The organism is Cyanobium sp. HWJ4-Hawea (genome assembly GCF_024345815.1).
In the GTDB taxonomy this organism is placed as follows: domain Bacteria; phylum Cyanobacteriota; class Cyanobacteriia; order PCC-6307; family Cyanobiaceae; genus Cyanobium_A.
In genome coordinates, this window is record NZ_JAGQBV010000008.1 from 42,967 (window position 1) to 59,635 (window position 16,669).

General features: G+C 64.1%; 18 protein-coding genes. 16 read left to right on the plus strand and 2 right to left on the minus strand.

The window, feature by feature from the left end:
• The first annotated feature begins 14 nt into the window (after positions 1-14).
• Complete coding sequence (nadA, locus tag KBY58_RS03195) at positions 15-968, plus strand: quinolinate synthase NadA (protein WP_255002838.1); 954 nt, start codon at positions 15-17, stop codon at positions 966-968.
• Between the two features lie 310 nt (positions 969-1,278).
• The gene (locus tag KBY58_RS03200) at positions 1,279-2,625 is read left to right on the plus strand and encodes a hypothetical protein (RefSeq protein ID WP_255002874.1); all 1,347 of its coding nucleotides are present in this window, start codon (positions 1,279-1,281) and stop codon (positions 2,623-2,625) included.
• Positions 2,626-2,644: 19 nt separating this feature from the next.
• On the opposite strand, the gene KBY58_RS03205 is transcribed toward KBY58_RS03200, so the two are convergent.
• Positions 2,645-3,082, minus strand: coding sequence for a CBS domain-containing protein (locus KBY58_RS03205; protein WP_255002839.1), 438 nt, complete (start codon positions 3,080-3,082; stop codon positions 2,645-2,647).
• A gap of 78 nt (positions 3,083-3,160) precedes the next feature.
• On the opposite strand from KBY58_RS03205, the gene KBY58_RS03210 reads away from it, so the two are divergent.
• Entirely contained in the window at positions 3,161-3,715 is a 555-nt protein-coding gene (locus KBY58_RS03210) for a CDP-alcohol phosphatidyltransferase family protein (protein WP_255002841.1), read from the plus strand.
• On the opposite strand, the gene KBY58_RS03215 is transcribed toward KBY58_RS03210, so the two are convergent.
• Positions 3,684-4,604, minus strand: coding sequence for an NAD-dependent epimerase/dehydratase family protein (locus KBY58_RS03215; RefSeq protein ID WP_255002842.1), 921 nt, complete (start codon positions 4,602-4,604; stop codon positions 3,684-3,686). The genes KBY58_RS03210 and KBY58_RS03215 overlap by 32 nt on opposite strands.
• Before the next feature lie 58 nt (positions 4,605-4,662).
• On the opposite strand from KBY58_RS03215, the gene hisA reads away from it, so the two are divergent.
• The 13 genes from hisA to leuB form a co-directional block, all read left to right on the plus strand.
• Positions 4,663-5,430 (plus strand): 1-(5-phosphoribosyl)-5-[(5-phosphoribosylamino)methylideneamino]imidazole-4-carboxamide isomerase, encoded by a 768-nt coding sequence (gene hisA / locus KBY58_RS03220; RefSeq protein ID WP_255002845.1) that lies wholly within the window; start codon positions 4,663-4,665, stop codon positions 5,428-5,430.
• A gap of 136 nt (positions 5,431-5,566) precedes the next feature.
• A complete protein-coding gene (locus KBY58_RS03225) occupies positions 5,567-5,935 on the plus strand; it encodes a transcriptional repressor (protein ID WP_254933985.1) in 369 nt (122 codons plus the stop codon).
• Between the two features lie 53 nt (positions 5,936-5,988).
• On the plus strand, positions 5,989-7,623 hold the full coding sequence (locus KBY58_RS03230) for a DUF3685 domain-containing protein (RefSeq protein ID WP_255002846.1): 1,635 nt from the start codon (positions 5,989-5,991) through the stop codon (positions 7,621-7,623).
• Between the two features lie 9 nt (positions 7,624-7,632).
• Positions 7,633-8,199, plus strand: a complete 567-nt coding sequence (locus KBY58_RS03235; protein ID WP_255002848.1) for a thylakoid membrane photosystem I accumulation factor — start codon at positions 7,633-7,635, stop codon at positions 8,197-8,199.
• Positions 8,199-9,596: a class II fumarate hydratase gene (gene fumC / locus KBY58_RS03240; protein WP_255002852.1), complete on the plus strand. Its 1,398-nt coding sequence runs from the start codon at positions 8,199-8,201 to the stop codon at positions 9,594-9,596. Before KBY58_RS03235 ends, fumC begins: the two co-directional genes overlap by 1 nt.
• 54 nt (positions 9,597-9,650) lie before the next feature.
• Positions 9,651-10,826 carry a F420-0:Gamma-glutamyl ligase gene (locus tag KBY58_RS03245; protein WP_255002875.1) on the plus strand — a complete coding sequence of 392 codons (1,176 nt, stop codon included), beginning with the start codon at positions 9,651-9,653 and terminating at the stop codon, positions 10,824-10,826.
• 51 nt (positions 10,827-10,877) lie between these two features.
• Positions 10,878-11,933: a hypothetical protein gene (locus KBY58_RS03250; RefSeq protein ID WP_255002855.1), complete on the plus strand. Its 1,056-nt coding sequence runs from the start codon at positions 10,878-10,880 to the stop codon at positions 11,931-11,933.
• 12 nt (positions 11,934-11,945) lie between these two features.
• On the plus strand, positions 11,946-12,419 hold the full coding sequence (ruvX, locus tag KBY58_RS03255) for a Holliday junction resolvase RuvX (RefSeq protein ID WP_255002858.1): 474 nt from the start codon (positions 11,946-11,948) through the stop codon (positions 12,417-12,419).
• Positions 12,420-12,485: 66 nt separating this feature from the next.
• On the plus strand, positions 12,486-13,031 hold the full coding sequence (locus KBY58_RS03260; RefSeq protein WP_255002860.1) for a DUF3727 domain-containing protein: 546 nt from the start codon (positions 12,486-12,488) through the stop codon (positions 13,029-13,031).
• Positions 13,031-13,540, plus strand: coding sequence for a YqeG family HAD IIIA-type phosphatase (locus KBY58_RS03265; protein WP_255002862.1), 510 nt, complete (start codon positions 13,031-13,033; stop codon positions 13,538-13,540). Before KBY58_RS03260 ends, KBY58_RS03265 begins: the two co-directional genes overlap by 1 nt.
• On the plus strand, positions 13,540-14,628 hold the full coding sequence (gene proB / locus KBY58_RS03270; protein WP_255002864.1) for a glutamate 5-kinase: 1,089 nt from the start codon (positions 13,540-13,542) through the stop codon (positions 14,626-14,628). Before KBY58_RS03265 ends, proB begins: the two co-directional genes overlap by 1 nt.
• Before the next feature lie 45 nt (positions 14,629-14,673).
• Positions 14,674-15,711 carry a UDP-3-O-(3-hydroxymyristoyl)glucosamine N-acyltransferase gene (lpxD, locus tag KBY58_RS03275; RefSeq protein ID WP_255002865.1) on the plus strand — a complete coding sequence of 346 codons (1,038 nt, stop codon included), beginning with the start codon at positions 14,674-14,676 and terminating at the stop codon, positions 15,709-15,711.
• A gap of 50 nt (positions 15,712-15,761) precedes the next feature.
• Positions 15,762-16,669, plus strand: a 908-nt coding sequence (leuB, locus tag KBY58_RS03280; RefSeq protein WP_255002866.1) for a 3-isopropylmalate dehydrogenase, incomplete at its 3' end; no start/stop codon positions are given.

The window sequence follows — 16,669 nt, forward strand, 5'->3', positions numbered from 1 at the left end:
AGCTGGGGATTTCGTTGGTTTTTGCGAGAGGTTCGAACACGGTTCCGGCTGACCTTCCAGGGGCAATAGCGGAGCTGCGAAAGCAACGCAAGGCCATCATCCTGGCCCATTACTACCAAGACAACTCGATCCAGGACATCGCCGACTTCATTGGCGATTCCTTAGAGCTCTCCCGTAAGGCCGCGGCCACCGACGCCGAGGTAATCGTGTTTTGCGGTGTGCACTTCATGGCCGAAACGGCCAAAATTCTCAGCCCAGATAAAACGGTGCTGATTCCCGATTTGGAGGCTGGTTGCAGCCTGGCCGATGCCTGCCCAGCCGATGGCTTCGCCAGCTTTAGGGCCCAGCATCCCGACCACTTTGTGGTCAGTTACATCAACTGCTCGGCGGCGGTGAAAGCCCAGAGCGATTTGATCTGCACCAGCAGCAATGCGGTGTCGCTGGTGCAGCAGCTACCTGCGGATCGGCCGATTCTTTTTGCCCCGGACCAAAACCTGGGGCGCTGGGTTCAACAGCAAAGCGGCCGGGAGCTCACCCTCTGGCCAGGCAGCTGCATCGTGCACGAAACCTTCAGCGAGGAGGCCCTGCTGCGCCTAAAACTGGCCCACCCTGAGGCGGAGGTGCTGGCCCATCCGGAATGCCAGGAGCATTTGCTTGATCAGGCCGATTTCATCGGTTCCACCAGCGCCCTGCTGCGCCGGGCCGCCAGCAGTGAGGCCAGCAGCTTTCTGGTGCTCACCGAGCCGGGGATCCTGCACCAGATGCGCCTGCAGGTGCCCGGCAAGGCCTTTTACGAGGTGCCCGGAGCCGATGGCTGCAGCTGCAATGCCTGCCCCTACATGCGGCTTAACACCCTGGAGAAGGTCTGGAGCTGTTTGGAGACCCTCAGCCCTGCCATCGAATTGGAGGAGGGCCTGCGCCAAAGGGCCCTGGCACCAATCGAGCGGATGCTCGCCATGAGCACCTAGGAAGCCTTCTCCAACCTTTTGACAATCAGGGCCATCAAGGCCAGGGAGCCGCCAAGGGCCAGGAGAAGGCCGATCGTCACGAAGGAAGAATCCATAAATAATCCAACTATCACCAATGGGGCAGCCTCGCAATCGGAGCCGGGCTTTGTCTAGCCGCTCTACACCCGGGACATGGGTAAAGCCGGCCACTTGACGCCGGGAACCACCTGCTCCCAACGTGGGTGCTTCTGGCTAGCCGGCCGCAGGCTCCCCCGTCTTGGAAACCGCTGCGGCGAGAGCGCCCAAACCCCTTTGGAAGAGGAAAAGGGCCCTGGTGGTGGCCATTCCAGCGGGCCTACTCACCTTTTTGGTGGCCATTGCCCCGCCGATCGGCAATGGGCGCCCCGACGCCGGCGCACCCCTGATCACCGCCGCCGATGGCCAGCCCTTTCGGTACTTTCCAAAAGACCAGACCTACGCCCTCGATTTCGACCCCCGGGCGGTACAGCTGAATCTATTTGAGGGCTGGGACAGGGAACAGCAGGCCTACGACGACCGCTCAGCCCTGGCCTACATCTCCGGGCCGATGTACGAGCGCCATGTGGACCGCAGGGGCCAGGAAATCACCGTGCCGTTGGGCGACATCAAACTGGGGGATCGGGTCTGGCGGGGCCTAAACCGCACAGCAGCGCGGCAGCGCGCCTTCATTGGCATTCGCCATGACGGCAGCGTCGAATTCGGTTATGGCGAACTGACCCCCGCCAGGGCCCGGGAATTCGAAAGCTTTATTGGTGGCCTGCACAGCCTCTACAACGACCTAGAGCGGCCCCCCTCTGCCTACAAGGGGGCCTACAGCATCTCCATGGGCCAGCAGATTCGCTACTTCCTGCCGCGAATCAGAATGGTGATCGGCCTGCGGCCTGATGGCAGGGTGGAAGTGCTGATGAGCAAGGACGGCCTCACCCTGGAGCAAACCAGGGAGCTGGCCAGAAGCCGCGGCCTCAGAGCTGCCTACCTGCCCGACCACGCCTCAAAAAGCCGCTTCATCATCCCCGGGGTGAAGGGCTTCAGTGATGCTGACGCCAATTGGATCAGTGGCGGGGCCACCAGTTTTGTGCACGTGCCCTACATGCTGCGGCTCAGCCGCCGCAACCAAATCCTGCAGGGTTCACTGCTGGCGGGCATGGCCAGCCGCAGTGGTCCATCCGGTTGCGGCAACCCCTTCCAATGCGGCCAGACCCTCGGCGGCCAATTGGTGGATAGGGCCCTAGCCGGCTTCAACCGGTTGATGGAAAAGGGGATTGATCCGATCGCCCGGCTGATCTGGGCACCCAAGGGCAAGGGTGGAAGCAACAGCGACAGGGCCCCCTTCCGGGAGACACCAATCAGCGCCGACCCCCTTGCCCTTCGTCAGCAGCAGCAAGAGGCGACCCAGGGAGCCGACTACCAGAAACCAAATAAAGAACTAAACCTGCCCGCGGATTTGCCACCACCACTGCTACTTCCAGATGGATATGGCCTAACTGAACCAGCGGAGCCGGCAGCAGCAACAGCTCCTGAGGAGAGTGGCGACCCCAATGGGGAAGCTGCAAGCCAGCCGCCGACGGCACCGCCACCACCAACCGTGGGCTCGGTTAAACCCGGGGCCCCTGCCGCACCGCCACTGCCACCGCCCTAGATCAGCCTGCAGCCATAGCTCAGCCGGCCGCCGCTAGGGCCCGAACCACATCGCCGCGGGTGAGCATGCCAACGGGATGTTTTTGGTCGTCAACCACGATCAGCCTCTGGGTACTGCGTTCGTGCAGGAGTTTGGCGGCGGCGGGCAAGCCCAAATCAGACAGACAGGTGTGGGGCGAATGGCCCATCACATCACCTACGTTGTTGCCAAGCACCTGGTGAACCTGCTTGTCCCACTGCAGGGGATTGCGCAGGTAGATCACGGAATCGAGCAGCAACACATAGGGGCCGGCGTCAAAACCGCTTTCACGGACCATTAGGTCCTGTTCGGTGAGTTCACCGACCAACTGGCCATCGGCGTCTACCACCGGCAGGCCACTGACGTGGTGATCACTCATCAGCTGCACAGCTTCCTGCAGGGGGCTCTCGGCCGTGACCGTCAGCACGGGGCTCGACATCACGGCAGATACGGGCTGTTGCACCACGGGCAGAATTGCTGAACTGCAAGCATTCTGGGGGCCAGCCTGAGGTTTCGAATGGGGCCATGCCGCCTACGCCAACTTGCCGATGGACTCACCATTGGCCGTGCCGTTGTGGGCTTGCCCCTGCTAGTGGCCCTGGCCATGGGCCAGCAATCCCTGGCCTGGTGGCTCCTGGCCCTCGGCGGAGTCAGTGATGCGGCCGATGGTTGGCTGGCCCGCCAGGCCGGTGGTGGCTCGACCTGGGGTGCCCGACTCGATCCCCTCACCGACAAGATCCTGATCTCCGCCCCCCTGCTCTGGCTGGCGGCAAATGGGGCACTGCCCCTCTGGGCGGTGTGGCTGTTGCTGGCGCGGGAACTGCTGATTTCAGGGTGGCGATCAGCCCAGAGCAGTGGCGGACCCGCCTCCCTGGCCGGTAAGGCCAAAACGATCCTGCAATTTGCGGCGCTGCTATTGCTGCTCTGGCCGAACAGCTGGGGCATGGGCCTTGGTCTGGCTCCCCAGCTGGGCGTAGGTCTGCACGGCCTCGGCTGGTGGCTGTTTTGGCCCTCCCTAGGGCTGGCCCTCAGCTCGGCAATTAGTTACCTAAAAGCAGGGAATCGCCGCTGAAATCAGGGGTTGTGGCTGGGCGCTTGGCGTAGTCGTTTTGGTAGCTATCGGCCAGACCGCGCTCCAGGTCGTAGGCGGGCTGCCAGGCCAATTCCCTTTGCAGCCGATGGATATCGGTAAGGAAATGGGCAATCCGCAGGGGGAAAGCCTTACGGGCCTTTGGGTCCAGGGCAGATGGATCAAAACTGCGTATATCGACAGACTCGGGATCCTTGCCACAGGCCCTGGCTGCCGCAAAGACCAGGCCCCGGAAGGTCACGCCCTGGGCGCCACTGCAGTTGTAAATCCGGTTGCTGGCCGCATCCACATCGATGCAACGGGCCATCGCCACCGCCAGATCGGCCACATGGCCCAGCTGGGTGATGGTGCTGCCATCACCGGGAAGGGGGATCGGCTGGCCATGGACGATCCGATCAAAAAACCAGGCCTCAACTGGGTTGTAATTGCCAGGGCCATAGATGTAAGTGGGCCGAAAGCTTGTGAAGGCAATGCCCTGGCTGCGCAACCAGGTTTCCGTTTCCTGCTTGCCGGAGTGGCGGCTGGCCGGATCGGTGGGGCTGTCCTCGTCGAGGGGCCAGAGCTCACTGTCGGCATAGACCCCCGCCGAGCTGACATACACAAAGCGATGGCTGGGGGCACCGGTGCGCTCAATCACCGCCCGGGAATCCTCGAGGCTGCGGCCGGAGCTATCGGCGATCACATCAAACTGCCGGCCCTTGAGCTGGTCGAGCGACTCAGAGTCGGTGCGATCCCCCACCAGGTGCTCCACCCCCTCTGGAGCGGCCTTCTTGCCCCGGGTAAACAGGGTTAGGGAATGGCCAGCCCGCAGCCAATGGGCCACTAGAGGCTTGCCCACAAAGCGGGTGCCACCCATCACAAGGATCTTCATCGGTTAAGGGGCGCCAGCGGCCGCGCAAACTGGGCGCCATTCAAGACCGCCGCCGCCCATGCAGATAATTCCCGCCATTGACCTGCTCGATGGCCAATGCGTGCGCCTGCACCAGGGCGACTACGGCCAGGTGACCCGCTTCTCCGACGATCCGGTGGCCCAGGCCCTGAGCTGGCAGGAGCAGGGGGCCCAGCGGCTGCACCTGGTGGATCTCGATGGCGCCAGGAGCGGCCAAGCCAGCAATGACGCCAGCGTCAAGGCAATCACAGCAGCCCTCTCCATTCCCGTCCAACTGGGGGGTGGGGTCAGAACGGTGGCGCGGGCCCAGGAGCTACTTGCCTACGGCCTCAGCAGCGTGATTCTGGGCACGGTGGCCCTGGAGCAACCGGAGCTGGTGGAACAGCTGGCCGCCGACCACCCCGGCCAAATAATTGTGGGCATCGACGCCAACAACGGCAAGGTCGCCACCCGCGGCTGGATCGAACAAAGCCATACGGATGCAACCGAGCTGGCGCAACGCTTTGCCAACTCAGGCATCGCCGCGATCATCAGCACCGACATTGCCACCGATGGCACCCTCGCCGGGCCAAACCTGGGGGCCCTCAGGGCCATGGCGCTTGCCAGTGCGGTGCCGGTAATTGCCTCCGGTGGGATCGGCAACCTGGAGCACCTGCTCTCCTTACTGGCCCTTGAACCGCTCGGGGTAACTGGGGTGATCGTCGGGAGGGCCCTCTACGACGGCCGAGTCGACCTTGCCGAAGCCCTGCAGGCCATTGGCGATGGCCGTCTGCAGGATCCCCTCAGCCCATTGGAAGGAATGGCTTAGCAGGCCCCTGGCCGATTGGCATAGCAGGCCCTTGCCTGTTGACCTATAACTAAAAAAGGTAAGCAAGGCGGGTCGCGTGAGCACCGGCACCCCCCAAGATGTCCATGAGGTGTACCGGCGCTGCCGGGACCTGGGCATGCGCCTGAGCCGCCAGCGCAAGCTTGTGCTCGATTTGCTTTGGAGTGGCAAGAGCCACCTGAGTGCGAGGGATATTTTTGAGCAGCTCAACAGCATTGATCGCAATATTGGCCACACTTCCGTTTATCAAAACCTCGAGGCACTCCAATCCGCAGGGGTGATTGAGTGTCTTGACCGGGCCAATGGCCGCCTCTACGGCTACCGCAGCGACCCCCACAGCCATCTCACCTGCCTGCAAACAGGGGCGATCCAGGATCTGGATGTGCAGCTGCCTGCGGAACTGCTCGAACAAATCGAAGCCCAGACAGGCTTCGCCATCGAGGGATACACCCTCAGCCTGAGCGGCAGGCCCCGCCAAAGCCCCTAAATCCCAGCCAGCCCCCCTGGAGAAAAGGGCTCGCCTTAGTTAGCGTTGTTCAATTGAAAGTTTCTGCCAACGTGCCGTCGCAGCTGCTGCTGTTCGCTGAGCCGCTCCTTCGAGAAGGCCTGGTGCGCCTGCTGGAGCGCTCGGCTGGCGATTTCAAGGTGGTTACGGCTGCAGACCAGCTAGAGGGTGCTCCAAAACTGGTGATCTGGCAGGCAGGGGCCAACCAGCACCTAGAGAACTTGGGCGAGGAGCTCGAAGCCCTCAGGCTGCGCTGGAAGCCCGCCCCCCTTCTCCTTTTGCTGGCCAGTGGCCACGGCCACCCCACCAACGAGCTGCTGCAGCTGCCAGTGCAGGGCCTACTGGAGGCCCCTGAAACAACCACCCTGCTGGAAGCACTGACCACCCTGCTCCAGGGCGGCCGAGTGGTCAGCCTGGCCGATGGCCCCTTGCCAGAGCGCCTGCCAATTCCTGCGGGCGTGGGCCTGGGCCACCGTTTGCTGCTGGGAGGTCTGCAGCAAATAGACGCGGATCTGCTGGCCTGCCAGCGCCTGCTGAATCCACCACCTACGGGCTTGGTGAGCCTGTTGGTGCTCCAGGGCAGGCTGCGGGAATTGGCCAGCGCCCGCCAATTGTTGATCGTGCTCTGGGGGCCGATCAGTTCGCTTGTCAGCGCCTATCCGGCAGCCCTCGCTCCAATCCCCAGCCGCCCAACCCTGGGGACCCAGCTCACCCTGGCCCAGCCAAATGCCTCCGGCATCTGGCAAACCCTGCGCAGCCGGCTGGAGGCTGGGGTCCGCACTGAGCTGGCCAATGGCAGCGGCCAGTTGCTAGCAATCGAGGGCCTCACTCCCCAAAGGCGTAGGGATTTACTCCTGGCCCTGATTGAGCAGTGCGCCCTGTTGCGGGAGCGCCTGCTGGCTGAAAATCTCCATGGGCAGGAGCTTCAAGAACGCTGGAATGGCCTCCAGCTCGAACTGCGGCAGCAGGCCCTGCAAACCACCGTGAGCCCCTATGTGCAGCTGCCCTACGGGGCCGGCATGCACTCCGTGGCCGAAACCCTTATCAGCAGCACCGAACTGGCTGGCGCCGACCCGGAGCTGCCTGCCCCCCTGGCCATGCTCGGTGCCCTGGTTCATGGCAATCCCCTGCTAATAGAAGGCCAACTGGTGGCCATTGATGAACCGAGGGCAGTGCTGTTCCTTGAGCAGTTGCTCAGCAATTGGTTGGTGCGCAGCGCCGAGTTGGTGAGCGCGGAATTGCTTTCCTGCTGCTCAAGCTGGCCCGAATTGCGCCGCTACCTGCTGCAGCCAAACCTGCTGGCGACCCGCCAGCTCGAGCGGCTCCGCAACCAGCTCAATGCCCAACAACGTTGGCTCAACTGGTATGGCCGGCCGGTGGCCCTCTACGAGAGTCGCCGCAACCTTTTCATCCTGCAGGCCAAGGCCATAGGTACCCTTTCGCTCACTGAGCCCAGGGATGGGGAGCTGCGCCAACTGGGCTGGCTCCAGCAGCTAGTAACCCTGGCCCTGGAGAGCCGCGACGCCCTTGCACCCCAGGTTCAGGGCCTGATCAAGGGATTGGGAGATTTGCTGGTGGTGCTGCTCACCCAGGTGATGGGGAGATCGATTGGCCTTGTGGGCAGGGGGATACGCCAGGGCCTGGCCAGAGGCCAAAATGGCGCCAACTGAAAGGCTGCTTTGAACCTGTTGCCCAACCTGGGTTGGTGGCTGCCAAGGGCCCTGCTGGCCCTAATCATTGCTTTTCAGGTTTGGGGTTCCCAGCCCGCCCTGGCTGCCCTCACCACCAACAGCTACGACGGCAACATTTACGCCCTTTATGCCGGCAACGGCTCCCTGGTGCCCCCCCGCAGCAGCCTGGCCCAGGCCATGGCCGACCAGCGGCCAGCGGTGGTGATCTTCTACCTCGACGACGATGCCGAGAGCAAGCAATTTTCCCCGGTTGTCTCGGAACTGCAGCGCCTATGGGGCAACAGCATCGAGTTAATACCCCTGGTCACCGACCCACTCCAGAACCGGCCCGAGCTGGGCCCCACTGATCCTGCCCACTACTGGAAAGGCCAAATACCCCAGGTGGTCGTATTCGATGGCCAGGGCAAGGTGCGCTTCGACGCCAGTGGCCAGGTGGACGTGGACAGCATCAATGGGGTAGTCAGCGAGATCACCGGCATTGCCCTGCCCGAGGGGGGCACAAACAGCAGCACCGTGAGCTTCAACGAACTCAACTCCGAAGTGGTGAGCAGGTGATGGCTGGGTTGGGGCCCGATGGCGGCATGCGGCGCGAAACCGACAGCATGGGGGCCATTGAGGTGCCCTCAGAGCACTACTGGGGCGCCCAAACCCAACGCTCGATCCACTTTTTCCCCTTCGGCCAGCTGATGCCCCTGGAGGTGGTGCATGCCTTCGGCCAGCTAAAGGCGGCCTGCGCCGAGGTGAATCGCGATAGGGGCAAGCTCAGCGCGGAAATTTCTGCCCTAATTGTGGCCGCCTCAGAAGAGGTGGCGAGCGGAAAACTGGATCGGGAGTTTCCCCTGAAGGTGTGGCAGACGGGCTCTGGCACCCAAACAAACATGAACGCCAACGAGGTGATCGCCAACCGGGCGATCGAGGCCTCCGGGGGCGTGCTGGGCAGCAAGAGCCCCGTGCACCCCAACGACCATGTGAACCTGAGCCAATCGAGCAACGACACCTTTCCGGCCGCCCTGCATGTGGCCGTGGCGATTGAGCTGGAACGCACTCTGCTGCCCGCCGTGGAGGCGCTGCGCGCCGCACTGGCCATAAAAGCCGAGGCCTTTACTTCGATCATCAAGATCGGCCGCACCCACCTGCAGGATGCCGTGCCCCTGAGCCTGGGCCAGGAATTCGGCGGCTATGGGGCCCAACTGGATATGGGCCTTGGGACCCTGCGCCACTCCCTGCCGCAGCTCTACCAGCTGGCCATTGGGGGCACGGCCGTAGGCACCGGCCTCAATGCCCCAAGCGGCTTTGGAGAGGCGGTGGCGGCAAGGCTGGCCGAACGGATTGGACTGCCCTTCACCAGTGCAACAAATAAGTTTCAGGCCCTAGCCGGTCAAGAGGCCCTGGCCGCCACCCACGGGGCCCTGACGGTGCTGGCCGGCTCCTTGATGAAGATCGCCAACGATGTGCGCTGGCTCGGTAGCGGACCCCGCTGCGGCCTCGGCGAACTGGTAATCCCGGAGAACGAGCCGGGCTCCTCGATCATGCCGGGCAAGGTCAATCCCACCCAGTGCGAAAGCCTGACCATGGTGGCCGTGCAGGTGATGGGCAACAACAGTGCTGTTCAAACAGCAGCCAGCCAGGGCAATTTTGAGCTCAACGTTTTTAAACCCCTGATCGCCCACAACGTGCTGGAGAGCATCGAGCTGCTGACTGGCGCCTGCGAAGGCTTTAGGGCCTTTTGCCTAGAGGGATTGGAAGCGGATATTTCAAGAATCGAACGGCTGCTCAACCAGAGCTTGATGCTGGTGACTGCCCTAACCCCGGCCATTGGCTACGACCGGGCCTGCTGCATTGCCAAGCATGCCCATAAACACGGGCTGAGCCTCAAGGAGGCCGCCCTGGTGCTGGGCGAAATCAGTGCCGGGGAATTTGACCAGTGGGTAAAGCCTGAGCTGATGGTCTGAAGCAGGTGGAGCTGCCATTACGCTCCGGCGATTAACGCCCCGCCGGCCTTGTTGCTGAACCCCCTGCTTTCGGTCCTCCTCCTGGCCGCCCTGGCCCTGGGCCTGACCCTGGTGTGGCTGGAGCTACGCCATCGGCTGCGGCCCGCCTCGCCACTGGAGCTGAAGGCCCACGATTTCAGCGTTCAATCCAGCCCCCAGGGGGTCACAGTGCAGGGCGAAATCACGATCAGCAACCCCCATCGACGGATGGAGGTGATGGTGCCTGAGATAGCAGTGGAGCCCGTGCTGCTTGGCCAGGGTGATCTGCGTGATGTGATTATCAAAAGCCGGGTTGTGGCCCTCCACCCCGACGAGGAAACACGGCCCGACAATTACTGGGCGGCCTACATCGTTAAAGGCCGCAAAAGCACCAGGGCCAGGATCGAGATCCAGCTCAGCGCAGCTCCAGGCCTATCCCTGGAGCGCCTCGTAGACAGCCTCTGGCTAGATCTCCACTGGATCAACTACGGACCATTCGGCCGCCTGAATCGCCGGGATGGCTGGCTTGTGCCCCTGCGCCAGCCCGAAACCATCAATGCCGCCAGCGCCCAATGGCGCAAAGGCGATAACTGCCAGGTTCTGCCCCTGCGTACCCACCTGCTTGGCGTACTCGACAGCCCTGGGGAAGTTTTGAGCCGTTATGCCAGCGACCTGATCCAGCCAGGGGATGTCCTCACGATTGGTGAAACCCCCCTTGCCGTGATGCAGGGCCGCTACCACCACCCTGCCACCGTGGAGCCCTCGGCCCTGGCACGCCTGCTTTGCCGTGTGTTCCACCCCACCAGCAGCCTGGCCACCGCCTGCGGACTGCAGAGCCTGATCGACGTGGAAGGGCCCGCCAGGGTGCTTGGGGCCTGGTTAATCGGCACAGCCCTGAAGGCCCTGGGATCCAAGGGCTGGTTCTACCGGTTGGCCGGAGACCAGGCCCGCCTGATCGACGACATCACCGGCACCACTCCCCCCTACGACCAGACGATTGTCCTTGGACCAGAACAGCCCGCCGCCTTCTGCGCTGAGATGGCCCGGGCCCTGGGCGTGGCCGTGGCCGTGGTTGACGTAAACGACCTGGGCCGGGTCAAGGTTCTGGCCGCCAGCAGGGGGTGTGATGAGGCCCTGCTGCAGCGGGCCCTGCGCCCAAATCCGGCCGGAAACGCCAACGAACGCACACCCCTGGTGCTAGTGCGCCCATAGCGCCGGTCTGGCCGCCCTAAAGTTGCAGCGAGAGCTACCACTGGACCCGCCATGGCAGCTGAGCCCCAACCCATACCAACCAGTTGGCGTCTGGAGCCCTTGGCGGGCTGGCACCTTCCCCTGCTGAGCGACCCGGCCTTTGTACCCCTGCAGCCGGTCCTGCAAAGGGCGGTGCTGCTGGGGCTGCCGGAGCGCCTGATCCACGCCCTGACCGCCCGCCAGGCAATAGCCCCGGTGGTGCTGGTGGCCTTCAGTCACCAGGTCCCATTGGCACTAATCATCACCAGACGTCTGAACCGCAGCGGCAGCTGCTGGCAGGTCCAGCACCTGCGCCTGGCCGGTCCGGCAGGGCAGCAGGACCTGGGCACAACCCTGCTGAGGGAGGCCATTCACCGGGCCAAAGATGCGGCTAGCTGGATTGCCTCCGCCTCCAGCCTCGATAGCCAGCGGCTGGCGATGCTGAGGGAGCAGGGATTCCAACCCCTGCGCACGGACCAGCTCTGGTGCTGGCAAGCCTCCGGCGCCACTGCCCCCGGCTCCACCACCAGCCCCGCAGCCCCCAGCTCCCTGGGGGAGCTGCAACTTCGGACCCTCAATCCCCGTAGCGGTGCCCTGCTTTGGCTCCTGGAGCAGGCCGCCAATCCAGCCCATCTGCGCCAACTACTGGATCGGCGGGTAGAGGATCTGCTCGATCAAAGCCATGGCAAGGGCTGGATGTGGGTGGATCCCAGCCGCAACCAGGCCGTAGCCGCCGTCCGCTGGATTGGGGAACACGCCGGCGGTGGCCATGACGTGGAGCTCACGGTCCATCCCGGCTGGGAACACCTGATTGGCGATGGCTGCGAGCAGCTGCTCCAGATCGCTAGCCAGCGCCTGGGCGACGGCGAGCCCCTTTGGCTGCGCTCTGATGTGCGCGACCAGAGCCGCCAGCATTGGCTCGGGCAGCAAGGTGCCCAACAGCATGGTGAAAGGGTGTTGATGGCCCGCAGTGTCTGGCGCCGCCAGGAACATCCAGCCCAGGCCAAGGTTGGGAAGGGACTGGAGGCGGTGCTGGGCCAACTGCAACCCCAGCGCAGGCCCATGCCCACACCGGTGGCCCCCCGCTAGGCCTTCAGCCCGATGCCCAATAAATCCGAGCCCTGTTCCGCCCTTGCCCTCGACGTGGGCCGCAGGCGCATTGGCCTGGCTGGCTGCGATCCCCTCGGCCTGACCGTGACACCCCTGGCGCCCCTGGCCCGGGGAAAGTTTGCAGCCGACCTCCTGCGGCTAGAACCCCTGGTGCAGCAGCGGCGGGTCCGGGCCCTGGTGGTTGGCCTACCCCTCGACAGCGCCGGCCAGCTGACGGAGCAGGCCCTCCACTGCCGCCGCTATGGACAGCGCCTTGCCAGCCATTTCGCCCTGCCACTGGCCTGGGTGAATGAGCACTCCAGCAGTTGGGCCGCGGCCGAGCGCCATGGTCTCCATGGCGACAGAAGCGGGGCCCTAGACAGTGCGGCGGCTGCTTTGTTACTCGAACAGTGGCTGGCCGACGGTCCGGCAGCGATGCTGGTTGCGGACATTCGCGGCACAACGCCCGCCCCTGATCCATCCTGACTAGACAGACTGCCCCGATTGGCACCTTTAATGACAAACGACAGTTCGGCGAACGACGCTTCATCCATGGACAATTCCGGTGATGTGCCAACTCTTTTAGTAAGCGATACCAGGGGGCGCCAACTGCTCTGCTTCCTGGAGCAATTGATCCCCCTCGATGGCCACGACTACGTACTGCTAACGCCGGTAGACACCCCGGTTTGCCTGTTTCGCCTCGAAGACGATGCGGATCCCGAGTTGATTGACACGATTGATGCCACCGAACCGATCCTGTCGGTGGCCGATGTGGTGCTGCAGGAGCACGACCTGACCCTGGTGCGTTCAGCCGTGACCCTCACCGTCAGCGGTGAACTGGACGAACCCGAGCCCGACGAACTCAGCGACGAAGAAGACGATGAGGACGATGAGGACGACACCGAAAGCTACGAACTACTCGTGAGCTTCCTGGTCGACGAGGAGGAATACGGCCTCTACATCCCCCTGGATCCCTTCTTTGTGGTCGCCCGGATGGATGGCAATGGTGCCCTGCTGGTCGAAGGCGAGGAATTTGATCGGGTGCAACCCCGCATCGAAGCCGAATTGGCTGAGCGGGAGGGGGAGGGGGATTTTTGATGCTGCGGGAGCTGCTGCGGCCCAACTGGTTGATGGAGTGCACCCTGGCGGAATTGCCGATTGAGGCCCTCCAGGAGCGGGGCATCAAAGCCCTGGTGCTGGATGTCGATCGCACCCTCCTGCCCAGGCACCTGGCAGTTGTGCCAGCCAGCGCCCAGCGCTGGCTGGCAGAGGCCAAGCAGCATTTCCCGATCCACCTGCTCAGCAACAACCCATCGCGTCAGCGAATTGGTTCAGTGGCCCAGCTGCTGGATCTGCCCTTCACCACCAGTGCCGGCAAACCACGGCGCACCGCCCTACGCAGGGTGCTCGCCCAGCTGCAAATACCGGCCAGCCAGGTGGCGCTTGTGGGTGACCGGCTATTCACCGATGTGATCGCCGGCAACCGACTGGGCCTGTTCACCGTGCTGGTGAAGCCCATCGATCCGCAGGGGCGCCCCTGCCAGCGGGATCGACTGCAAAGATTCGAACTGCGCATGGCCGCCCTGATCGGCACTGGCCTGGGCTGATGCGGACGGGCTCCAGGGGCCGGCGCCGGGTAATCAAAGTGGGCACCAGCCTGCTGCGGGGCCAGGGCGAACGCAGCACCGCCGAGGTGGTCGCCGAACTGGCGGCCACGATGGCCCAGCAACAGGCCCAGGGAGACAGCCTGGCCCTGGTGACCAGTGGGGCCGTGGGCCTGGGCTGCATTGCCCTGCAGATGGCCAAGCGCCCCACCGAGTTGGTAGCGCTCCAGGCGGCGGCGGCCGTGGGCCAGGGCCGCCTGATGGCCATGTATCAGGAAGCCTTTGGCCGCGATGGCCTGGCCGTGGCCCAAGTGCTGCTCACCAGGGGCGATCTGGCCTCCCGCCGGCGCTACCAAAACGCCTGTCGAACGCTTGAGCAGCTGCTCAGCTGGGGGGTGCTGCCGGTAATCAATGAAAACGACACCCTGGCCAGCGACGAATTGCGCTTCGGCGACAACGACACCCTCTCTGCCCTGGTGGCTGTCGCCATCGGCGCCGATGAATTGATCCTGCTCACCGACGTTGACGGGCTCTACTCCGGCGATCCCCGTAGCGATGCCAATGCAAAACCAATCCATGAGGTGCTCAACCTCAGGGAGCTTGAGCAATACGGCCAAGGGGCCACCGGTGGGGGCCAATGGGGCACAGGTGGCATGACCACCAAAATTGCCGCCGCCCGCATCGCCACCTCCAGCGGCATCCGGGTGCACCTGGCCGATGGTCGCGATCCAGCCGTTCTCAAGGCCCTCTTTGCCGGCGAACGGCTGGGCACCGTCTTCCAGCCATCGGCGACGCCCCTGCCAGATCGCAAGGGCTGGCTGGCCCACGCCCTGATGCCCCAGGGGACCCTCCAGCTGGATCCGGGCGCGGAAACTGCGGTTTTAAAGAAAGGGGCCTCATTGCTGGCGGTGGGAGTGATTGGGGTAGAGGGCCAATTCGGCAGAAGTGATGCCGTGCGCCTGATCAGCGCCGACGGACGGGAATTGGGTCGGGGGCTCAGCGCCCTAGACAGCGAGGAGCTGCGCCAATGCATGGGCAAGGCAGGCATTGAGGTGGTTCACCGCGACCAGTTGGTGATCAGCCCCAGGTAGGGACACCTACGATCCGGCCCAGCTCCGTATCGCCCTTCGCCCGCCATGCGCTTCAGCGACCTGCTCGCTCACCTCGGCGAGGTGGGTGATGCCAGCCCCAGGGATTTGGGGAGCGATCCCGAGCTGGTGGGAGCCCAGGCCCTAGATCAGGCGGTTGCCGGCCAACTCGGTTTTCTGGAGCGGGACAATGCCCTAGCGGCAGCCCTGGAGGGCACCAAGGCTGGGGCCGTGCTGCTGCCCCTAGACCCAGAGCTTCAAAGCCAGGCCAGCGCCCAGGGCCTGGCCTGGGTGGCCCTCAAGGATCCCCGCCTGGGCTTTGCAGAAGCACTTGATGCCCTCTATCCCCGCCAGCCCAAGGCCCCTGGGATCGATGCCACCGCTGTCGTGGCGGCCAGCGCCCTGGTTTCCCCCACGGCCCACATCGGTGCCCGGGTGGTAATCGGCGAGCACTGCCAGATCGCTGAGGGGTGCATCCTCCACCCCGGCGCGATCCTTTACGAAGACGTGCAGCTGGGCCCCGCCTGCGAGATCCACTCCGGCGCCGTACTCCATCCCGGCAGCCGCCTGGCGGCCCAGTGCGTGGTGCATTCCAATGCAGTAATTGGCAGCGAGGGATTTGGTTTTGTGCCCACGGCACAGGGTTGGCGAAAAATGCCCCAGACCGGCCTGGTGGTTCTAGAAGAGGCCGTTGAGGTGGGCTGCGGCACCACGATCGACAGACCTTCAGTGGGTGAAACCCGAATCGGCGCCGGCAGCAAGATCGACAACCTGGTGCAAATCGGCCATGGGGTGGTCACTGGCAGGGGCTGCGCCCTGGCCTCCCAGGTGGGCATTGCCGGGGGCGCCAAGTTGGGAGATGGCGTGATCCTGGCCGGCCAGGTGGGTGTGGCCAACCGGGCCGTGATCGGCGATCGGGCGATCGCCTCCTCAAAATCCGGCATCCACGGCGAAGTCGCCCCCGGCGAAGTGGTCAGCGGTTACCCCGCCATCCCCAACCGCCTCTGGCTGCGCTGCGCTGCCACCTTCAACAAACTCCCCGAGATGGCCAAGAGCCTGCGCCAGCTTCAGGCACGCCAGGGCTGATCCCCTAGCCTCGCCAGCTGCATCAAACCCCTGAGCCAGGCCACTCCGCCATGACCAGCCGCTTCCGGATCACCCTGCTCCCCGGCGATGGGATCGGCCCTGAAATCATGGCTGTAACCCGCCAGCTCCTCGATGCGGTGAGCAGCAGCCATGGCTTTGAGCTCGTCTACAACGAGCAACCGATGGGGGGCGCCGCAATCGATGCCACCGGCGAGCCCCTACCCGAAAGCACCCTCGCGGCCTGCAGCGAATCCGATGCGGTGCTTTTGGCCGCCATTGGCAGCCCCCAATACGACAGCCTGCCCCGGGAGAAGCGCCCCGAAACTGGCCTTTTGGCCCTCCGCTCTGGGCTGGGGCTGTTTGCCAACCTCAGGCCCGTAAAAATCATTCCCTCCCTGGTCGATGCCAGCACCCTCAAACGGGAGGTGATTGAGGGGGTCGACTTGATGGTGGTGCGCGAGCTCACCGGCGGTGTCTACTTCGGCACCCCAAAGGGTCGAATCGAGGCCGATGGCCACGTGCGGGCGTTTAACACGATGGCCTACTCCGACTACGAAATCGACCGGATTGCCAAGGTGGCCTTCGAGCTGGCCGTGGTACGCAGCGGCAGGCTCTGTTCCGTCGACAAGGCCAACGTGCTGGATGTGAGCCAGCTCTGGCGCGACCAGGTGGAGGCCCTCCACAGCAACTCCTACCCCGCCGTGGAGCTCAGCCACATGTATGTCGACAACGCAGCCATGCAGCTGGTGCGGGCCCCCAAGCAGTTCGACGTGCTGCTCACCAGCAACCTCTTCGGCGACATCCTCAGCGACGAGGCCGCCATGCTCACCGGCTCGATCGGCATGCTGCCATCGGCCTCCCTGGGCAGCGGCGGGCCTGGCCTGTTTGAACCGATCCATGGCTCCGCCCCCGACATTGCCGGCCAGGACAAGGCCAACCCGATGGCGATGGTGCTCAG